The 19,296-nt window shown below is 70.5% G+C and carries 14 protein-coding genes; 5 read left to right on the forward strand and 9 right to left on the reverse strand.

Going from position 1 to position 19,296, the window contains the following annotated elements; genetic code table 11:
- Positions 1-3: 3 nt before the first annotated feature.
- The 5 genes from HZB25_07630 to HZB25_07650 all read right to left on the reverse strand — a co-directional run bounded on the left by HZB25_07630 (position 4) and on the right by HZB25_07650 (position 6,851).
- Entirely contained in the window at positions 4-1,185 is a 1,182-nt protein-coding gene (locus HZB25_07630) for a citrate lyase ACP (GenBank protein MBI5837099.1), read from the reverse strand.
- A gap of 187 nt (positions 1,186-1,372) precedes the next feature.
- A complete protein-coding gene (locus HZB25_07635; GenBank protein ID MBI5837100.1) occupies positions 1,373-2,557 on the reverse strand; it encodes an isocitrate/isopropylmalate dehydrogenase family protein in 1,185 nt (394 codons plus the stop codon).
- Between the two features lie 121 nt (positions 2,558-2,678).
- Positions 2,679-4,622 carry a homoaconitase gene (lysF, locus tag HZB25_07640; GenBank protein ID MBI5837101.1) on the reverse strand — a complete coding sequence of 648 codons (1,944 nt, stop codon included), beginning with the start codon at positions 4,620-4,622 and terminating at the stop codon, positions 2,679-2,681.
- Positions 4,623-4,648: 26 nt separating this feature from the next.
- Positions 4,649-6,052, reverse strand: coding sequence for an MmgE/PrpD family protein (locus HZB25_07645; protein ID MBI5837102.1), 1,404 nt, complete (start codon positions 6,050-6,052; stop codon positions 4,649-4,651).
- Between the two features lie 10 nt (positions 6,053-6,062).
- Positions 6,063-6,851: an HDIG domain-containing protein gene (locus tag HZB25_07650; protein ID MBI5837103.1), complete on the reverse strand. Its 789-nt coding sequence runs from the start codon at positions 6,849-6,851 to the stop codon at positions 6,063-6,065.
- Between the two features lie 61 nt (positions 6,852-6,912).
- On the opposite strand from HZB25_07650, the gene HZB25_07655 reads away from it, so the two are divergent.
- The 5 genes from HZB25_07655 (at position 6,913) to HZB25_07675 (ending at position 13,873) form a co-directional block, all read left to right on the forward strand.
- On the forward strand, positions 6,913-7,527 hold the full coding sequence (locus tag HZB25_07655; protein ID MBI5837104.1) for a TetR/AcrR family transcriptional regulator: 615 nt from the start codon (positions 6,913-6,915) through the stop codon (positions 7,525-7,527).
- A 259-nt stretch (positions 7,528-7,786) separates the two neighbouring features.
- On the forward strand, positions 7,787-9,079 hold the full coding sequence (locus HZB25_07660; GenBank protein MBI5837105.1) for a TolC family protein: 1,293 nt from the start codon (positions 7,787-7,789) through the stop codon (positions 9,077-9,079).
- A 14-nt stretch (positions 9,080-9,093) separates the two neighbouring features.
- A complete protein-coding gene (locus HZB25_07665) occupies positions 9,094-10,170 on the forward strand; it encodes an efflux RND transporter periplasmic adaptor subunit (protein MBI5837106.1) in 1,077 nt (358 codons plus the stop codon).
- Between the two features lies 1 nt (position 10,171).
- Positions 10,172-13,321 carry an efflux RND transporter permease subunit gene (locus tag HZB25_07670; protein MBI5837107.1) on the forward strand — a complete coding sequence of 1,050 codons (3,150 nt, stop codon included), beginning with the start codon at positions 10,172-10,174 and terminating at the stop codon, positions 13,319-13,321.
- Positions 13,322-13,873 carry a hypothetical protein gene (locus HZB25_07675; protein ID MBI5837108.1) on the forward strand — a complete coding sequence of 184 codons (552 nt, stop codon included), beginning with the start codon at positions 13,322-13,324 and terminating at the stop codon, positions 13,871-13,873.
- A gap of 103 nt (positions 13,874-13,976) precedes the next feature.
- Here the strand turns inward: HZB25_07675 and HZB25_07680 are convergent, their stop codons facing one another.
- The 4 genes from HZB25_07680 to HZB25_07695 all read right to left on the reverse strand — a co-directional run bounded on the left by HZB25_07680 (position 13,977) and on the right by HZB25_07695 (position 19,259).
- Complete coding sequence (locus tag HZB25_07680; GenBank protein MBI5837109.1) at positions 13,977-15,467, reverse strand: hypothetical protein; 1,491 nt, start codon at positions 15,465-15,467, stop codon at positions 13,977-13,979.
- Between the two features lie 80 nt (positions 15,468-15,547).
- A complete protein-coding gene (locus tag HZB25_07685) occupies positions 15,548-17,188 on the reverse strand; it encodes a methylmalonyl-CoA mutase (protein MBI5837110.1) in 1,641 nt (546 codons plus the stop codon).
- Between the two features lie 29 nt (positions 17,189-17,217).
- On the reverse strand, positions 17,218-17,745 hold the full coding sequence (locus tag HZB25_07690; protein MBI5837111.1) for a biotin/lipoyl-binding protein: 528 nt from the start codon (positions 17,743-17,745) through the stop codon (positions 17,218-17,220).
- Complete coding sequence (locus HZB25_07695) at positions 17,742-19,259, reverse strand: acetyl-CoA carboxylase biotin carboxylase subunit (GenBank protein MBI5837112.1); 1,518 nt, start codon at positions 19,257-19,259, stop codon at positions 17,742-17,744. Before HZB25_07695 ends, HZB25_07690 begins: the two co-directional genes overlap by 4 nt.
- Between the last annotated feature and the right edge of the window lie 37 nt (positions 19,260-19,296).

The raw sequence follows: 19,296 nt of genomic DNA on the forward strand, positions 1-19,296 counted from the left end.
CGCTCACTTCTTCACCTCCGCCCCGGGTGCGAGGCCCATGGCGCGCGCCTGTTTCACCAGCTTGAGGGCGCGGTTCACCACCGGCGGGTCGATCATCTTGGAACCGAGGCTGATCACTCCCAGGCCCTTCGCTTGTGCGTCCTCGAAAGCCGCCACGATGCGCAGCGCCTTCTCGATCTCGGCCGGCGTGGGCGCGAAGGCCTGGTGGATGACGTCAATCTGGCGCGGGTGCACGCAGCCCATGCCCTCGAAGCCGAGGGCGCGGGCGGACCCGGCCCACGCGCGCAGGCCGTCCAGGTCGCCGATGTCGCCGTACACCGAGTCGATGGCCTGCAGGCCCGCGGCCCTCGCTGCGTTCAGCATCCGCAGGCGCGCCCAGCGACTCTCCTCACCCTCCCGCGTCTTCACCACCCCCATGTCGGCGGTGTAGTCCTCGAGGCCGATGGTGAGTGCCACCACCAGGTCGGATGCGGTGGCGATTCCGAACGCGTGCTCGATGCCCAGCGCGGACTCCAGGATGGGCATCAGCCAGACGGGGCGCTTCAGGCCGTCACGCTTCCGGATGGCGCGGATGCGGCGGTCCACCGCCTCCACCTGTTTCGCGGACTCCACCTTGGGGATCAGGACCAGGTCCGGCTGCTCGGGGATCACCTCGTCCAGGTCCTCGAGTCCCAGGGGGAGCTGGTTGATGCGCACCATGCGCTCGCCGGGGCCGAAGTCCACGGCGCGGAGCGCGTTGCGCACCAGCACCCGTGCGGCGTCCTTCTCCGCGGGGTGCACCGAGTCCTCGAGGTCCAGGATCACGGCGTCGGCGTGGTACAGCCCGGCGTTGGCCATGAACTTGGGCTCGTTGCCCGGAAGGTAGAGACGCGAGCGGCGCAGGCGGTCGCGCGCGCCCGGCCCGGGCCGCGCCACTGCGGTGGGCAGCGCACGCCTGCCGGCGCCCAGTCCCGCGCGGCGTGCGGCGGCCTCCAGGCGCGCATCAATGGTCCACGGCAGCGCGCCGGCGTCGCGGAGGACCACCTTCGCGTGGGCCACACCGAGTTGCCCGAGCGTGGCGGTGGCCTGCCGGCGGATGTTCTCGCCGTAGTAGACCTCCACCTTGGATCGCAGCTCGATCTCGATCCCGCCGCTCGGGCGCGGCTCGATCGTGACGTGCAGGTCGGAGCGGACCGATTCGCCCATGCGGCCGGCCTCGCCGCAGCGGACGGCCGCGCCGCCCGCGGCCGTCGGCGGATCCCGGCGAACGCGGCCTGCACCCTTGCGGGTCTTCGTGGGTTTCATGCGTCGGCCCCCTGTCCGTGAGGAGGTAGGGCAAGCACTCATGCCTGCCGGGGTACGAGCGGATCTTTGGCAGGCATGAATGCCTGCCCTACAAGTGCGCCAGGATCGCGTCGGTCAGCTGCCGGGTGGAGGCGGCGCCCTTCGTGAGCGCCTCCGCGCCTCCGGGCAGGCGCATCATGTCGTAGGTGCGCACCTTGCCCTCCTTCACCACCGCCGCCACGGCGTCGCGCACCTTCTTCGCGCGGGCCTCCTCGCCCACGTGGTCGAGCATCAGCGCGGCGGAGAGGATCATGGCGATGGGGTTCACGATGGACGGATTCAGCTCCTGGTACTTGGGTGCGGAGCCATGCGTGGGCTCGAACACCGCCACCTCGTCGCCGATGTTGGCGGAGGAGGCGAAGCCCAGCCCGCCCACCAGGCCGGCGAACGCGTCGGAGACGATGTCGCCGAACAGGTTGCTGGCCACCACCACGCCGTAGTGTTCGGGGTTCTTGGTGAGCCACATCATCATGGCGTCGATGTTGTCGGTGCTGAGCTTGATGCCGGGATACTCCGGCGCCATGCCCTTGGCCACTTCCTCGATCAGCCCCGAAGTCTCGCGCAGCACGTTGGGCTTCTCGCACACGGTCACGATCTTGTACCCGTGCCTCTTCGCGTACTCGAATGCCGCGCGCACGATGCGCTCGCTGGCCTTGCGGGTGATGCAGCGGATGGCGATGGCCAGGTCCTTGCCCGGCACGTCCTTGAACGGGGCGAACTTCTTGTGCGAGCCCAGGGCCTCGCGCACCGCGGCCGGCGGGTCGCTCCACTCCACGCCCGCGTACAGCCCCTCGGTGTTCTGGCGGAAGATCACCGCGTTCACCGGCGGCTCCTCGAAGCCGCCGCCGGCGGTCTTGCGGATGAAGTTGAGCGGGTTGCCGCCGAAGGCGATGCAGGGGCGCAGGCATATGTCGAGGTTGAACTTCTGCCGCATGCCCACGATGGGGCTGAAGTAGGTGAGGCCCTTGCCCTGCAGTTCGGGCTTCAGCTCCGCCTCCGAGGCCTTCCTGGGCTTCGAGGTGATGGCTCCGAACAGCCCCAGCCGGTGCTTCTTCAGCAGCTCGATGGTGCGTTCCGGGAGCGCGTTGCCCTCGTTCACCCAGCAGTCCCAGCCGATGTCCGCGTGGACGTACTCGGCGTCGAATCCGACCTTCTGCAGCACCCGCACCGCCTCGGGCAGCACCGTCTTGCCGATGCCGTCCCCGGGCATGGTGACCACCGTGTGACGCGCCATCTCCTCATCCTCCCCGCATGGGGCGGGCTCGCGTGCCCGCCGGCGACTTTGCAGGCAGGTCAGGCGTGCATGCCTGGCCTGCGGCTCGATCCTGAACTCCCGCCAGGCTTGAATGCCTGACCTACTTCATCTTGCTCCGGACCAGGTTCTCCACGCCGCCGGCCACCACCAGCCCCTGCGGCACGCTGCCCAGCGGCGGGAACCGGAAGGGCCTGCCGCGCCAGGTGATCACGCCGGTCTTGAAGTCGATGTCCAGCGGATCGCCGGGTATCAGCGTCTTCTGTTTCGCGGCGATCCCGGCCTGGAAGGCTTCCTTCAGGGTGCGCACCAGTTCCGGGGTCTCCACGCACAGGAAGCCGTTGTTGAACGCGTTGCGCAGGTAGGTCTGCGAGAAGCTGCCCGCGATCACCAGCGGGATGTCCTTCGCCTGCAGCGCGGTCACGGCCTGCTCGCGGCTGGAGCCGGTGCCGAAGTTGAACCCGCCCACCAGGATGTCGCCCGCGCGCGCGTTCCTGGCGAAGTCGGGGTCGTAGTTCTGCATCACGACCTCGGCCATCATTTCGCGGGTCATGTCCTCGCGGTAGGTGTAGTCCTTCCCGTAGATGCCGTCGGTGTTGAGGTTGTCCTGCGGGGCGAAGACCAGCCGGCCGGAGAGCTTCTCCGGGAAGCCGGGCAGGATCTCCACGGCCTCGGCCGTGCCGGAGGCCGGCGCGGCCAGTGCCTCGTAGCGGCGGGTGAGGGCCCGGCGCGGCGCGTCGGCGGCGCCGGTGATGAACCCGGCGGCCGCGGAGGCGGCCACCACCTCGGGGCTGGCCAGGTAGCACTGGGCGTCGCGCGAGCCCATGCGGCCCTTGAAATTCCGGTTGGTGGCGGAAATTCCCACCTCGCCGGCCTCCAGCAGGCCGGTGCCCAGGCCGATGCACGGTCCGCAGCTCGCCGGCAGCGCGGTGGCCCCGGCCTCCATCAGCGTGCCCCACGCGCCGCTCTTCTCGGCGGCCGCCTGCACCTCGGCGCTGGCGGCGGCCACGTAGAACTTCACGCCCGCGGCCACCTTCTTCCCGCGGATCACCTTCGCCGCGGCCTCCAGGTCCGAGAGGCGCGAGTTGGTGCACGAGATCAGGTAGGCCTTGTGGATCGCCACCTTCTTCGGCGCCACGTCGGCCAGCGCCGCCATCACCTGCACCGTGTCGGGCCCGGAGACGTGCGGCGTGACCTCGGCCAGGTCCAGCGTGATGCGCGCGGCGTAGGCGGCATCCGCGTCGGCGGCCGGCGGGTTGCGCTTCCACCCGGCGATGTCCGCCGCGGTGAACCGCTCCACCCCCTGCGCCTTGAGCAGCGCGTGGCGGCCTTCCAGGTACGCGATCGTGGTGGCGTCCACCGGGAACACCCCGGCCAGCGCGCCCCACTCGGTGCTCATGTTGGCGATGGCCAGGCGCTCGTCCATGGAGAGGCTGGCCACGCCCGGGCCGGCGAACTCCACCACCGCGTTGAGCACCTCCTCGCGGTTGTACAGGCCGCACAGCGTGATGATCACGTCCTTGCCGGCCACGCCCGGCGGCAGCTTCCCTTCGAGGCGCACCTGCACCGTGCGCGGGATCTGCCACCAGAACTCCCCGGTGGCCCACACCGCGGCGGCGTCGGTGCGCACCACCGGCGTGCCCAGCGCGCCCAGCGCGCCGTAGGTGTTGGAGTGCGAGTCGGATGCCACCACCAGCGCGCCCGGCACGGCGTAGCCCTTTTCCACGATGAGCTGGTGGCCGATGCCGGTGCCCGCGGGGTAGAAGTCCACCCCGTGCTCCTTCGCGAAGGCCTCGATGGAGCGGTACTTCCTGAGATTGTCCTCGGCGGTGTTCTGGATGTCGTGGTCCAGCGCGAACACCGGCTGTCTCGCGTCCCGGATGCGAGGCGCGCCGATGCTCTTGAACTTCTTCATCACCGCCGACGTGTTGTCGTGGGTCATGATGTGCCGCGGGCGCAGCGACACGAAGTCGCCCGCGCGCAGCGGCCGGTCCGGACCTTCCGCCAGGTGGGCCTGGCAGATCTTCTCGGCGAATGTCTGGCCCATGTCCTCGCCACCCCTCCCGCGCCGGCCTACCGGTCGGCCTTCATCAGGGCCATCAGCTCGGCGACGGAACCGCACTTCTCCAGGCTCCAGATGGCGTCCTTGAGCTTTCTGCGCGCGCCGTCGGTCATCACCGGCCCGGCCAGCGCGTCGAACTTCTCCTCGATCTCGGAGTCGGTGAGCGGGTTGCGCGGATCGCCCTTGGGATAGTCGAGCTGGCGCGTGTACTGCTTCCCGTCGGTGGTGTGGATGGTCACGATCACCCGCTGCAGCTTCGGGAACAGCTTCTCCACCTCGGGATCGGCCACCACTTCCACCTTCTTCAGCTGCGCGCGGATCACCGGGTCCATGATCTTGGCGTCCGTGAACTGGAGCGGCGTCACCTGGCGCTCCGCCACCGCCGCGGCGATGACGTAGGGCAGCGAGTGGTCGGCGGTCTCCTTGTTGCGCGGGTCGTACTTGCTGGGATCGCTCAGGATGTCGGCCGCGCGCGCCAGGGAGCGGATGTGCACCTTCGCCACCTGCTCGGGCTTCAGGTCGTGCTCCTTGACGATCTCCAGCGTGGCGGAGATGGGCGCGTGCGTGAGCGCCTCGGTGGGGAAGGCCTTCATGCCGCAGCGCGGGATCCGCCAGTCGGTGCCCAGTCCGTCGGTGAGCACCTCCAGCTTCCACTCGTGCCCGAACACCTTGACCAGCCCCTCCTTGCCGTCGATCACGTGCTCGGGGCCGGTGTAGCCGCGCTCGGCCAGCAGCGCCGCGAACACGCCCTGCTGCGTGGCCATGGGGTCCACGGTGTTCTTCATCATGGTCAGCTTGCCGGCGGTGACCGCTCCCAGCGAGCAGCAGTGGCAGCCGGAGATGCCGATGGCGTGCTGGATCTTCTCCCACGGGAGCCGGATGGCGCGGCCCGCGACGATGGGGGAGACGAACCCGGTCAGCGTGGCGTGGTGCCAGCCGTACTCGCGCACGCCGGGCACGCCCGCCTCGCACAGGCGCATCTCGAACTCGTGGCCCAGCACGATGCCCACGATCAGCTCGCGGCCGTCGCTCTTCGCGCGCTCGCAGCCGGCGATGGCGGCGGGGATGATGTCGGTGGGGTGGGAGGGGTCGGCCTGCCAGTAGATGTCGTTGTAGTCCATCACGCGGATCATGAGCGCGTTGGCGAGCGCGGCGCTCACCGGGTCCACCCGCTGGCCGGTGCCGATGACGGTGGCCGGGCCGGTGCCCGCGAGCTCGCCCAGCGTCTCGAGCGCGATCTTCGTGTCGTCCTGGCGGTAGCCGCCCAGGGCGCACCCCGCGGAATCCAGCAGGTAGCGCTTGGCCTGGTACACCGACTCCTGCGGGATGTGGGCGAACTCCAGGCCGGCGGCCCAGCGGGCCATGACGGCGGTGATGGTCTCCTTCTTGGCGGCGGCTTCCGTGGTGGCGCTCATCGTCTCCTCGTCATTTCTTCAGGTTCCTGGGGTCCTTGAAGGGCAGAAAGCTCATGAAGTCGGCATGGTGCACGATGAAGCCCTCGGTGCTGCGCTTCACCAGGTCGCCCTCGCCGGCGTGCGTGGCGATGATGTGGCACACCGCGTCGGGCACGCCGCACATCATGGCCACGCCCACGCCGGTGAAGGGGTGCCGCACGAACTCGCCGCGCTCGCTCTGCTTCGCCTTGCCGTTCACCACCTCGTACTCCATCACCTTGCCCACGTCGGCCAGGATGGCCCCGGCGATCACCGTGTCCATGTCGATCTTCAGGGCGCGGCCCAGGAACTCCTGCATCGCTTCCGCGGACTTGCGCGCGATGTGCACCACGCAGCGCTTGTGCTCCATGAAGGTGACCGGGCAGTTCGGGACCAGCAGGGTGAACGGAATCGCGTGCAGGTCGGCGGGCTTGAGGGGACTGAACTCGAAGGCCTTGATCCAGGTCTGCAGGGTCTTCTCCCGGAGCTGGTGGTCCTGGATCCAATCCAGCTCCGGCCACAGCAGGGCGACTGCGTCTCTCACGGCGGCGATCCTCCCGTTGCGGGGCGCATGGCCCCGACATCCCACAACCCCCCGTACACTAATATTCTGCGGCCCTCTTGTCGACCCCCTGCAGGTGCGATACTGAATTTTCTTCTCTATTTTGCGCGTATCCCGGATTTTGGTCCCCGGCCTGTCCGGCTGGTCCCCTGGTCCAAACCCCTGAAACTTCGGTCCCACACCCCTCGTAGAGCTTGTTGACAAAGTGACCTCAGTCATTTATGATCCAACTCGAAATATGACCATGGTCCATAGTTGAACTTAGTTCAGGAGCACTACCGTGACGATTCCAGACGTTTCCCGGCGCGAGCGCAAGAAGGACGAAACCCGCCAGCGCATCTTCAGGGCCGCCGTGGACCTCTTCCGCGAGAAGGGCTTCGAGGCCACCACCATCGACGACATCACCGAGCGTTCCGACGTGGCCAAGGGCACTTTCTTCAACTACTTCCCCCGGAAGGACTCCGTCCTGGGCTACTTCTCCGACCGGCAGCTGGAGGAGGTGGAGGCCAACCTGGGTGCGGTGCTGGCCGGGGACCTGCCGGTGCGCGAGAAGCTGCACCGCATCTACGGCACCGCGGCGGCGGCGTACAGCGAGGACCGCGAGCTGTCGCGTTTCATCCTCGTGGAGCTGATGTCGCGGGCATTCTCACCGGCCGAGGAGTCGGCGATGCGCTGGCACGACATGACCGCGCAGATCCTCACCCGGGGCATCGAAGCCGGCGAGATGCGCTCCGACATGGATCCGCTGCGCGCGGAAGCGGTGCTCACCGGGGTGTACTTCGCGACGGTCTATACCTGGGCATGCGGACCGGATGTGTGCCCCTCGCAGAGTCCGTCGCTGCTGGAGGAACTGCGGCAGCGGCTGGACCTGGTGTTCGACGGACTGGCGGTCTGAGGAGGAGGTGGGGAGCATGAGGCGTTCGAGTCTTCCGGTTCTGGCCGCGGTGATCTTCGCGCTGACGGCTCTATCGCCTGCCGCAAATGCGGACTTGGCTTCTTCGCGTGCCGCGAACGCAGCCGCGGCACAGGCTGCGCCTGTTGCCGCGCCCGCGTTCGCGGCCGGGGGCTCCGCATTCGCGGCTGGGGCGACCGCCCCAACGCCCGGCACGCCGGCCGGATCCGCCGGTGCGCTCCGCCTCACGCTGGAGGAGGCTGTGCGGCGGGCGCTGGAGCAGGGCGAGGAGATGCGGGCCGCCCGGGCGCGGGTGCGCGAGGCCGGCGGCCGGGTGCGGGAGGCGGCCTCGGGGGCGTTTCCGCAGCTCACCGGCTCGCTGACCTACACGCGCCAGCTGCAGTCCATCTACGCGGACGCCGGGGCCGACACCGGAATCACCAACTTGTTCAAGAACTCGCCCTTCGGCGCCGCCAACAGCTGGAATGCCGAGTTGCACGCCGAACAGCTGTTGTTTGCCGGCGGCAAGGTGGGCGCGGGCATCAAGGCGGCGCGGTCCTACCGGCACGCCGCCCGCGAGAACGAGCGGGAGTCCGCCTCGGAAGTCACGTTCCAGGTGAAGCGCGCCTACCTGGACGCCGCCCTGGCGCGCCGGGTGCTGGCGATCGCCGAGGGCGGGCTGACGCTGGCGCGCGAGCAGCTGAAGCAGGTGCGCATGTTCCGCAAGCAGGGCACGCGCTCCGAGTACGACCTGCTGCGCGCCCAGGTGGACGCGGCCAACCAGGAGCCGCCCGTGGTGAGCGCGCGCAACACCTTCGACCTGGCGCTGCTGGAGTTGAAGCGGCTGACCAACGTGCCCGCGGCGCAGCCGCTGGAGCTGACCACCGCGCTGGAGCCCGACAGCGCCTCCGTCCCGGTGCCTGCCCCGGACAGCCTGGGCTTCGAGACCCGGCCCGCGCTGGTGGCCGCCGGGGAGAACGTGACGGTGCAGGAGCAGGCGGTGCGCGCGGCGATCGCCGGCCGCTGGCCGGAGCTCTCGGCCTCGGCGACGCTGTCGAACCTGGCGTTCCCGCAGTCGGTGGCGCCCTCCTCGACCGGGGACTTCAAGCGCAACTGGAGCGCCAGCGTGAAGCTGAGCTTCCCGCTGTTCCTGGGCTTCCGCACCGAGGGCGCGGCGGAGCGCGCGCGGGCGCAGGTGCAGGAGGCGGAGGCCGAGCGCGACCGGCTGCGCGAGAGCGTGCGCATCGAGGTGGAGCAGGCGCGGCTGGAGCTGGAGCACGCACGCAGCGCGCTGGCGGCCCGCCGCGAGGCGGTGCGCTGGGCGCGCCGGGCGCACGAATTGGCCGGCATCCGCTACGGGAGCGGCATGGCCACCCAACTGGATGTTTCCGACGCGCGGCTGCAGATGCAGACCGCGCAGATGCAGCAGGTGCAGGTGACGCGGGATTACCTGGTGGCGCTGGCGCAACTGGAACGCGCGCTGGGCCGTCCCGTGGCCGTGGTGTGGAGATCCCTGGAGTCCCTTGAGGACAAGACCGGCGAGGAAGGGCAGTAGCGATGCGGCGAATCATGCGACGTGCGGGTGTGGCGGTGGCCCTGGCGGCGGCGGGCGGTACCCTGGTCCTGCTGCTGGCCTCGTGTGCCGGGAAAAGCAGCAAGGCGGGAGAGAACGGCGGCACGGAAGCCGCCATCCTGGGCGAGCGGGACGTGGCCACGGTGGGCCGCGCGGACTTGGAATCGGGCGTGCCGATCTCGGGAAACCTCAAGCCGCTGGTGGACGTGCAGATCAACTCGCCGTTCCCCGAGCTGATTGACCAGGTGCTGGTCCGCGAGGGCGAGGCGGTGCGCCGCGGCCAGGTGCTGGCGCGCTTCCACGCCTCCGCGCTGGCCCCCGCGGCGGCCAGCGCCGAGGCGCAGCTCAAGATGGCCCGCGCCGACCACGAGCGGATGCGGAACCTGCTCAAGGAGGGCGCGGTTTCCGAGCGCGACCTGGAGGGCGCCGAGGCGGCCCATCGCGCCGCCGAGAGCGCCGCGGCGGCGGCGCGCAAGTCGCTCGACGAGGCCACCGTGCGCTCCCCGGTGGACGGCGTGGTGGCGGCCCGTTTCGTACAGTCCGGCGACCGGGTGAAGGACGGCGTGCCGATGTTCCAGGTGGTGAACACCGCGCGGCTGGAATTCGAGGCCACGGTGCCCAGCGAGCACATCTCCCGCGTCCACGTGGGCGCGCCGGTGGGCCTCAACGTCTCGGGCTACCCCGAGGGCGAGGTGAGCGGGCGCGTGGCGCGCGTCAACGCCAGCGCCGATCCCGCCACCCGCCAGGTGCGCGTGTACGTGGAAGTGGCCAACCCCGGCGGAAAGCTGGTGGGCGGGCTGTTCGCCTCCGGCCGCATCGTCACCGCCTCGGCGGGTGCGGTGCTGTGCGTGCCGCGCGCCGGCCTGCGCCGCGACCCTGCCGGCAAGAGCTACGTGTGGGTGGTCGAGGGCGGCCGGATCGCGCGGCGCGACGTGGAGCCCGGCCTGGCCGACGAGTCCCGCGACCTGGTCGAGATCCGCTCCGGGCTGCGGGGTGGCGAGGCCGCCGTGGTGGGACCGGTGGAGGGCCTCATCCCCGGCCAGGCGGTGCAGGTGTCGGGGAAGGGGGCCTGACATGCTTCTGAGCGACATCTCCATCAAGCGGCCCGTCTTCGCCACCATGATGATCCTGGCGCTGGTGGTGCTGGGGCTCTTCTCCTACGGGCGCCTCAACATCGACCAGTGGCCGGACGTGGAGTTCCCGTTCGTGGGCATCACCACCACGTACCCGGGGGCCAGCCCCGAGGCGGTGGAGCGCGAGGTCACCCGGAAGGTCGAAGAGCAGGTCAACTCGGTGCAGGGCGTGAAGAGGATCATGTCGCGCTCCTCCGAGGGCCTCTCGGTGATCTACATCCAGTTCCGCCTGGGCACCAAGGCCATGGACGCGCTGGCCGACGTGCGCGCCAAGGTGGATGGCCTGCGCCAGGAGCTGCCGCGGGACATCGACCCGCCGGTGGTGTCGCGTTTCGACATCCAGTCCGAGCCCATCATGAGCCTTTCGGTCAAGGGCGAAGGGTGGCGGCTGCGCGAGCTGACCCGGCTGGCCGAGGAGACGGTGAGCCGGCGTTTCGAGAACATCCCCGGCGTGAGCGGCGTGGACGTGGTGGGCGGCATGCGCCGCGAGATCCACGTGCTGATGCTGCCTGACCGGATGCAGGCCCTGGGCATCTCGCCGGATATGGTCATCGCGGCGCTGCAGCGCGAGAACGCCGACGTGCCCGCCGGCCGCGTGGAGCGCGGCAACACCGAGGACATGGTCCGGGTGAAGGGCCGGCTCAAGGAGCCGTCGCAGTTCAACGACCTGGTGGTGACTTCGCGGGGCGGGGTGCCGGTGCGGCTCTCGCAGGTGGCCCGCGTGGAGGACGCGCAGGAGGAGGAGCGCGACGTCGCCTACGTGGACGGCCAGCGCGCCGTGGCGGTGGAGGTGCGCAAGGTCTCGGGCGGCAACACCGTCCAGATCGCCGACGAGGTGAAGAAGGCTGCCGGCGAGCTCAACAAGTCGCTGCCCGGCGGCGTGAAGGTGGCGGTGATCCGCGACAACTCCGTCTGGATCCGCAACTCGGTGGAGGACGTGCAGACCACCCTGTGGCAGGGCGCGCTCCTGACCATCCTGGTGGTGTTCGTGTTCCTGAACTCGTGGCGGTCCACCGTGATCACCGGGCTCACGCTGCCGGTGTCGGTGATCGCCTCGTTCCTGGCGGTGTACTTCTTCGGCTTCACGCTGAACATGATGACCCTCATGGCGCTGTCGCTGGCCATCGGGATCCTGATCGACGACGCCATCGTGGTGCGGGAGAACATCGTCCGGCATCTGGAGCGCGGCGAGGACCACGAGACGGCGGCGCGCCGCGGCACCAGTGAGATCGGGCTGGCGGTGCTGGCCACCTCCATGTGCATCGTGGCGGTATTCGTGCCGGTGGCCTTCATGGGCGGCATCGTGGGCCGCTTCTTCTACCAGTTCGGCATCACCGTGGCGTTCGCGGTGCTGGTGAGCCTGTTCGTCTCGTTCACGCTCGACCCGATGTTGTCGTCGAAGTGGTACGACCCGCAGGCCGAGGGCCACGAGCAGACCGGCATGCTGGGCAAGCGGCTGCAGAAGTTCAACCGCGGCTTCGAGAACATGGGCAAGCGTTACCGCCGCCTGATCTCCTGGGCGCTGGATCACCGCGCGCTCACCATGACCATCGCGGCCGCCTCCTTCGTGATCTCCATCGCGCTGCCGGCGGTGGGCCTGGTGGGCGGGCAGTTCATGCCCAAGTCGGACGAGGAGGAGACGTCCATCACCCTGGAGACGCCGGTGGGCTCGTCGCTGGCGTACACTTCCTCCAAGGCCATGGAGATCGTGCGCTGGCTCAAGACCCGCCCGGAGGTGGCGTTCGCCTACACCACCCTGGGCGGCGGGCAGAACGACAACTCCGTGAGCAAGGGACAGATCTACGTCAAGATGGTGCCCAAGAACCGCCGCGTGCTGAGCCAGGAGAAGTTCGACCAGCTGCTGCGCAGGCAGTTGACCCGCTTCCCCGGGGTGACCGCGCGGGTGATGCAACTGGGCTTCGGCGGCGCGCAGGCGCCGATCCAGATCAACCTGCGCGGCCCGAATCTCGAGGAGCTGCAGCGGCAGTCCGACAAGTCCATCGCCGCGCTGCGTGGCGTCCCGGGCCTGGTGGAGCTCAAGTCCAGCCTCGAGGGCCGCAAGCCGCAGTGGGAGGTGGAGGTCAACCGCGACGCGGCCGCGGACGTGGGGCTGTCGGTGGGCGCGGTGAGCTCGGCGCTGCGGCCCCTGATGGCGGGCGAGAAGGCCGGCGACTGGGAGGACGCCACCGGACTGGCGCACGACGTGCGCGTGCGGCTGGCGCCCGAGGCGCGCCAGTCGCAGGCCGACATCGCGCGCGTGCCCATCTCCACCGGCACGGTGGACCCGCTGACCGGCCGCCCCGTGACGGTGCCGCTGGCCCAGGTGGCCACCCTGCGCCGCACCGGCGCGCCCGACCTGATCCGCCGACAGGATCTCGAACGGGTGGCGATGATCGAGGGCAACTACGAGAACCGCCCGCTCACCGACGTGGTGCGCGACGTGCAGGAGCGCCTGAAGAAGGTGAAACTGCCGCCCGGCTACCGCTTCGACTTCGGCGGCGAGCAGGAGGACTTCGTCGAGACCGTGAAGTACATGACCGAGTCGCTGATGCTGGCGATCGTGTTCATCTACCTGATCCTGGCCAGCCAGTTCGGCAGCTTCACGCAGCCCCTGGCCATCATGCTGTCCCTGCCACTTTCGCTGGTGGGGGTCACGCTGGCGCTCATGAGCACGCGCGGGACGTTCAACATGATGTCCATGGTGGGGATCATCATGCTGATGGGCCTGGTGACCAAGAACGCGATCCTATTGGTGGACTTCGCCAACCAGGCGCGCCGCCGCGGGCTGGACCGCAAGCGGGCGCTGATCGACGCCGGGGAGACGCGGCTGCGTCCCATCGTGATGACCACGCTGGCGATGATCTTCGGCATGCTGCCCACCGCGCTGGCGCTGGGCGCGGGCGCGGAGTTCCGCGCCCCCATGGCGCATGCCGTGATCGGCGGGCTGATCACCTCCACGCTGCTCACGCTGCTGGTGGTGCCGGTGGTGTACACGTTCCTGGACGACTTCACCAACCGCGTCGGTGCCGGCCTGAAGCGCTGGGCCGGCGGCCCCTCGGAGGAGAAGTCGGACTCGGAGAAGGTGGCCTAGGTGCCGGCCAGGCGGTCCTGCGCTGCCCTCGGCGTCGCGGCAACCGCGGCCGCCTTCCTCGTCGCGGGTTTCGGCCTTCCCGCGGCCGCAGCAGCCGGCGGCTGGCGCGACATGGCCGGCCGCTGGAAGCTGGACCCCGCGCACGCGCAGAAGCCCGACACCGCCATCAGCCGCGGTCTCAAGGGGATGTTCTTCCTGGCCAAGCCCATCGCCAAGGGCAAGCTGCACCGGTACCTGGACCCCGAGCCGGACTTCCGGCTGGTGCTTTCCGGCAACGCCGACACGCTCACGCTGCTCTACGGCAAGCTCCACCATTTCATGATTCCCGAGAAGGGCTCCTACACCTCGGAGAATCCCGACGAGGGCCACCTGGAGCGGCGCGATTCGTGGGAGGGGGGCGTGCTGGAGTCCTCGAACAAGTCCGGCGAAGGCACCATGATCTACAAGTTCGTCCCCGACGCCGACTCGAAGCGGATCGAGCTGACGCTGACCATCGTCAGCGGCAAGCTCAACGGCCCGGTGAGCGGGAAGTACGAGTACGTGAGGGAGTAGGGGCCCGCGGCGCGGGCGCGGATCGGCGCGGGCGCAGACCGGTGCGGGCGTGGACCGGCGCAGGCGCGGACCGGCCCGGGCGCAGGCCGACGCCGCGGAGGTGCTACGGGGTCCAGGCGAGCGCGCGCAGCTTCGAGGGCGTCCCCGGTTCCACCCACGCCAGCACCAGGCCGTCGCGGCCCGCGACGAGTCGCGGCGTGCCCGCCTGCCTCGCGTTGGGCACGCTCGCGAGGGCCCGTGACTCCCCGCGCGTGCCGTCCGGGGAGATCCGGAGCGCCATGAGCCCGGCCGCGCCGGCCGGGCTGGCGGCCTTCTCGATCCAGGTCACCATCGCGTCCCCACCCGGGGTGAGGGCCACGGCCACCCGCCCCAGCGGGTGACCCTGGTCGACCCGCGCGGCCGGACCGAACGTGGCGCCGCCGTCGCCCGAGAATGCCACCTGCACCCGGGGCGTGTCCGCGGCCGCCGTGTACCAGCAGGCCACCACGAAGTTGCCGTGCGCGGCCAGCGCGGGCCCGCTCACCGGGCAGCCGCGGATCATCCAGCCGTCGTCGCGCAGGCGGCCTTCCCTTGTCGCCATGGCCCTGCCTGCCTTGCCCTCCACGGCCCGCCCGCCGCCGTCCATGAGCAGCGTCGAGATGTCGCGGACTTCCCCGGGGCTGCGGTCGCGGTAGGCCACCAGGGTGCCGCGCGCTGTGTTCACCGCCGCCGTGGGGCAGCAGTCGCAGGTGCGCGGGTCCAGCGACTCGTCGGGGGTGGCGGCACCGTTCGGGCCGATCCAGGCCGTGCGCAGCGTCATCTCGGCGTCCGGTGATTCGTCGGCTCCGTGCGCGTGACCGGCGGCGCCCTTCGCGCCCGCGGCCTCCGCCGCGAACTTCCGGCCGTCCAGCCACACCGCGCGCACGCCGTTGCCCTCGGGTAGCAGCGACACGAAGCCGTGCTCGGTGGCGGTGCCGTCGCGGTGGGGCGTGACCGGCGTCGTCCACGTGCGGCCCGCGTTTCCGGACAGCGCCACGCGCACCGTCGCGGCCTCGCCGCCGGCCGCGTGCAGCCGCGGCCACGCGGCGGCCAGCCGGCCGCCCCCCAGCGGCACCACCGCGGGGGAGTTGGCCCAGTTCGCGAGCATCGAGTCCCCGGTCGGGACGGTGCCCGGGGCGCTCCAGTGGCGGCCCGGGCCGAGGCGGGAGAAGCGCAGCGCGTGCCCGTCCCGCCCGGCGGGCTCGATCCAGCTGAGCCAGACCGTGCCCGCGGTGTCGGCCGACAGGAACGGCGCGGAACTGCCGGGGGCGGCGGGCGGGTCGATCGGGTGGCGGGCGAGATCCGGTGGCGCGCCGGCCTGGACTGCGGCGGCGCCGAAGGCGAGCGCGGCGAGAACTCCCGGGCCGAGGACTCCGCGCGCGAGCGCGGCGAGAACTCCCGGGCCGAGGACTCCGCGCGCGAGCGCGGCGAGAACTCCCGGGCCGAGGACTCCGCGCGAGAGTGCGACGGGAATCTCCGGGCGGAGGAGCCCGCGCGCGAATGCGCCGCGCGCGCGCGGACCCGCAAGCAGCAGGGGCGCACCACCGTGTGCCCCCGGCAAACGCGGCAGTTTCACGCAAACCTCCGGTTGCGGCCAGAGGTGGTGGTGGCCGGCGGGACGGGCCCGGCAAGCCGGGAGCCCGCGCCGGCGCGGCCCTACAGCGACTTCACCGCCGAGTACTCGCCCCACACCGAGCGCAGCGAGTCGCTGATCTCGCCGAGGGTGACGTCGGCCTTCACGCAATCCAGGATGCGTGGCAGCAGGTTCCCCGCACCCTTCGCTCCCGACTCCAACTCCCGGCGTGCGGCCGCGGCGGAGGCCTCGGAGCGGGCGGCGCGGAACTCGCGCAGCCGCTCCAACTGGCGGGCCGCGGAGGCCTCGTCGGGCGCGAACGGCTGCATCTTCTCCGGCTCCTCCACGGCGTACTTGTTCACGCCCACCACGGTGAGCCGGCCATCCTCGATGGCCCGCTGCGCGGCGTAGGCGCTGCGGTGGATCTCGCGCTGCACCCAGCCCTGCTCGATGGCGCGCGGCATGCCACCCATCTTCCCGACCTCGTCCAGGATCTTCATGGCCGCGGCCTCCAGATCGTCGGTGAGCCGCTCCACAAAATACGAACCCGCCAGCGGATCCGCGGTGTCGGCCACGCCGCTCTCCTCGCCGATGATCTGCTGCGTGCGCAGCGCGGTGCGCACCGCGATCTGCGTGGGCAGGGACAGGGCCTCGTCCATGGAGTTGGTGTGCAGCGACTGCGTTCCGCCCAGGGCCGCGGCCAGTGCCTGCAGCGTCACGCGCACCACGTTGTTCTCCGGCTGCTGGGCGGTGAGCGTGGAGCCGGCGGTCTGGGTGTGGAAGCGCAGCAGCCAGGAGCGCGGGCCCTTCGCGTGGAACCTCTCGCGCATGAAGCGCGCCCACATGCGCCGCGCGGCGCGGAACTTGGCCACCTCCTCGAAGAACAGGTTGTGCGAGTTGAAGAAGAAGCTGAGCCGCGGCGCGAAGGCGTCCACGTCGAGCCCCGCGTCCACCGCGGCCTGCACGTAGGCCAGGCCGTTGCCCAGGGTGAACGCCAGCTCCTGCGCGGCGGTGGAGCCGGCTTCGCGGATGTGGTAGCCGGAGATGGAGATGGTGTTCCAGCTGGGCACCTTCTCGAAGCAGAAGGCGATCAGGTCGGTGGTCAGCCGCATGCTGGGCGCGAGGGGGAAGATGTACGTCCCGCGCGCGGCGTACTCCTTCAGGATGTCGTTCTGCACCGTGCCGTTGAGCCGGTCGAAGGCCACCCCGCGCTTCTCCGCCAGCGCCAGGTAGAAGGCGAGCAGGATCGAGGCGGTGGCGTTGATGGTCATGGACACGCTCACCGTCTCCTGCGGGATGGCCTCCATGAGCCGCTCCATGTCCGCGCGCGTGGCCACCGCGACGCCGACCTTGCCCACCTCGCCGGCGGCGCGCGGGGAATCGGAGTCGTAGCCCATCTGGGTGGGCAGGTCGAAGGCCACCGAGAGGCCGGTCTGGCCCTGCTCCAGCAGGTAGCGGTAGCGGCGGTTGGACTCGTCGGCATCGCCGAAGCCGGCGTATTGCCGCATGGTCCACAGCCGCGCGCGGTACATGTCCGCGTGCACGCCGCGGGTGAAGGGGAAGGCGCCCGGATCGCCCAGGCGCTCCTGGAGCCCCGGCGCGACGTCCGCGGCGCGGTAGGTGCCCTGCACCTCGAGGCCGGAGGAGGTCTCGAAGCGTTCGTGGCGGAGGGCCCGGGGCTTCCCGGCGGACTTGTCTCGGGCTGGGTTGCCTCCGGCGGGCATGTCCCCTCCGGGTCCGTGGCCCTTTCCGCTCACGGGGCCGCCTCCGCGGGCACCGGCGGCGCGAGCGTGATCAGGCTGGCGCCGCCGTCCACGGACTGGCCCACCTGCACGTGGATCTTGTCCACCTTCCCCGGGGCCGGCGCGCCCAGCTCGTTCTGCATCTTCATCGCTTCCATCACCACCAGCGCCTGGCCTTCCTGCACCTCGTCGCCGGCGGCCACCTTCACCGCCACGATGAGCCCCGGCATGGGGGCCTTGAGCGCCACCGGGCCGGTCACGGCCTTCTTGCGCTCGGGCCTGCGGGTGCGCGCGCGCACCTCGTCGAGCACCGTCATCTCGTGGGTGGCGCCGCCGAACCGCACCCGGAACAGGTCGCCCTCGCGGTCCACCGCCACCTCGCGGCTGCGCCCCTCGGTGAGGATGGAGTACGCGCCGGCCGAAAGCTCGGCGCAGTCGATGTAGGATTCCACGCCGTCCAGCAGCACCTTCCAGCCGCTGCCCGCGGGGATGAACTCCACCCAGCGCTCCTTTTCCCCGATCCGCACGCTGTACTTCATATCCGGCCTCCCGCCCCCGGCCGGCCGGCCCGCTTCCAGGCCCCGCCGACCCCGTCGCCCGTCGCGGCCACCGCCTCCACGCGCGCCCCGCCCGTGGAAGGGTGCAGCATCGCGTGCAGCGCCGCCGCGCGGACCGCCAGCGCCTCCTCCTCCTCGGTGGGTTGCACCGCCTGCGGATGGTAGAACTGGGCCACCATGCCCACGTCGCAGCGGCCTTCCACGAACTCGGGGTGGTTCAGCGCCCAGCGGTGGAAGGGGATCGAGGTCTTCACGCCCTCGATCACGTACTCGTGCAGCGCGCGCAGCATCCGGCGGCGCGCCTCGTTGCGGTCGCGGCCCCACGCGATCAGCTTGCCCACCAGGGAGTCGTAGTACAGCGTGATCTCGGAGCCCGGGTACACCCCCGCGTCGTTGCGCAGGCCCGGGCCGCTGGGCAGCCGGAATCTCGAGATCTTCCCGATGGAGGGCATGAAGTTCTTCTCGGGGTCCTCCGCGGTGATGCGGCACTCGATGGCGTGGCCGCGCGGCTGGATGTCCGCCTGCGCGAACGGCAGCTTGCCCCCGCTGGCCACGAACAGCTGCAGCTTCACCAGGTCGAGCCCGGTGACCATCTCGGTCACGGGGTGCTCCACCTGCAGCCGCGCGTTGACCTCCAGGAAGTAGAAGTTCTGGTCCTTGTCCACCATGAACTCGGCGGTGCCGGCGTTGGTGTAGCCGGCCTGCAGCGCCAGGCGCACGGCGCAATCGCCCATGGCCCGGCGCACCTCGTCGCGCAGGTTGGGGGCGGGGGTTTCCTCGATCAGTTTCTGGTGGCGGCGCTGCACGGAGCAGTCGCGCTCGCCCAGGTACACGGCGCTGCCGTGATGGTCGGCCAGGAACTGGATCTCCACGTGGCGCGGGCGCTCGAGGTACTTCTCGAGGTACACCTCGTCGCTGGAGAAGGCGGCCTTGGCTTCCCCGCGCGTCAGCTCCAGCGCGGAGGCCATCTCCTCCTCGGCGCGCACCACGCGCATTCCCTTGCCGCCCCCGCCCGCGGAGGCCTTGAGCAGCACCGGGTAGCCGATCTGCTTCGCCTCGTGGAGGGCCTCCTCCAAGTTGCGCAGCGGCTTTTCCAGCCCGGGCACCATGGGCACCCCGGCCTTGCTGGCCAGGCGGCGCGCGGCCAGCTTGTTGCCCAGCGCGTTCATCGCCTCCCAGGACGGGCCGATGAAGGCCATGCCGGCCTTCTGGACCGCCTTCGAAAAGTCGGCATTCTCCGCCAGAAAGCCATAGCCCGGGTGCACCGCTTCGGCGCCGCAGCGCTTCGCGATCTCCAGCAGCTTGTCCACGTTGAGGTAGCTTTCGCGGGCTGGCGGGGGACCTAGCAGGTAGGCTTCGTCGGCATGCAGCACATGGAGCGAGCGGCGGTCGGCTTCCGAGTAGACGGCCACACTGCCCACCCCGAGTTCCTTGAGTGCGCGGCTCACGCGCACGGCGATCTCGCCACGGTTGGCGATGAGCACCTTCTTGAACACGGGCACCTCCCCTCCACAATCGGCCAAAACCACGCTT

The organism is Candidatus Eisenbacteria bacterium (genome assembly GCA_016235265.1).
Taxonomy (GTDB): Bacteria; Eisenbacteria; RBG-16-71-46; order RBG-16-71-46; family JACRLI01; genus JACRLI01.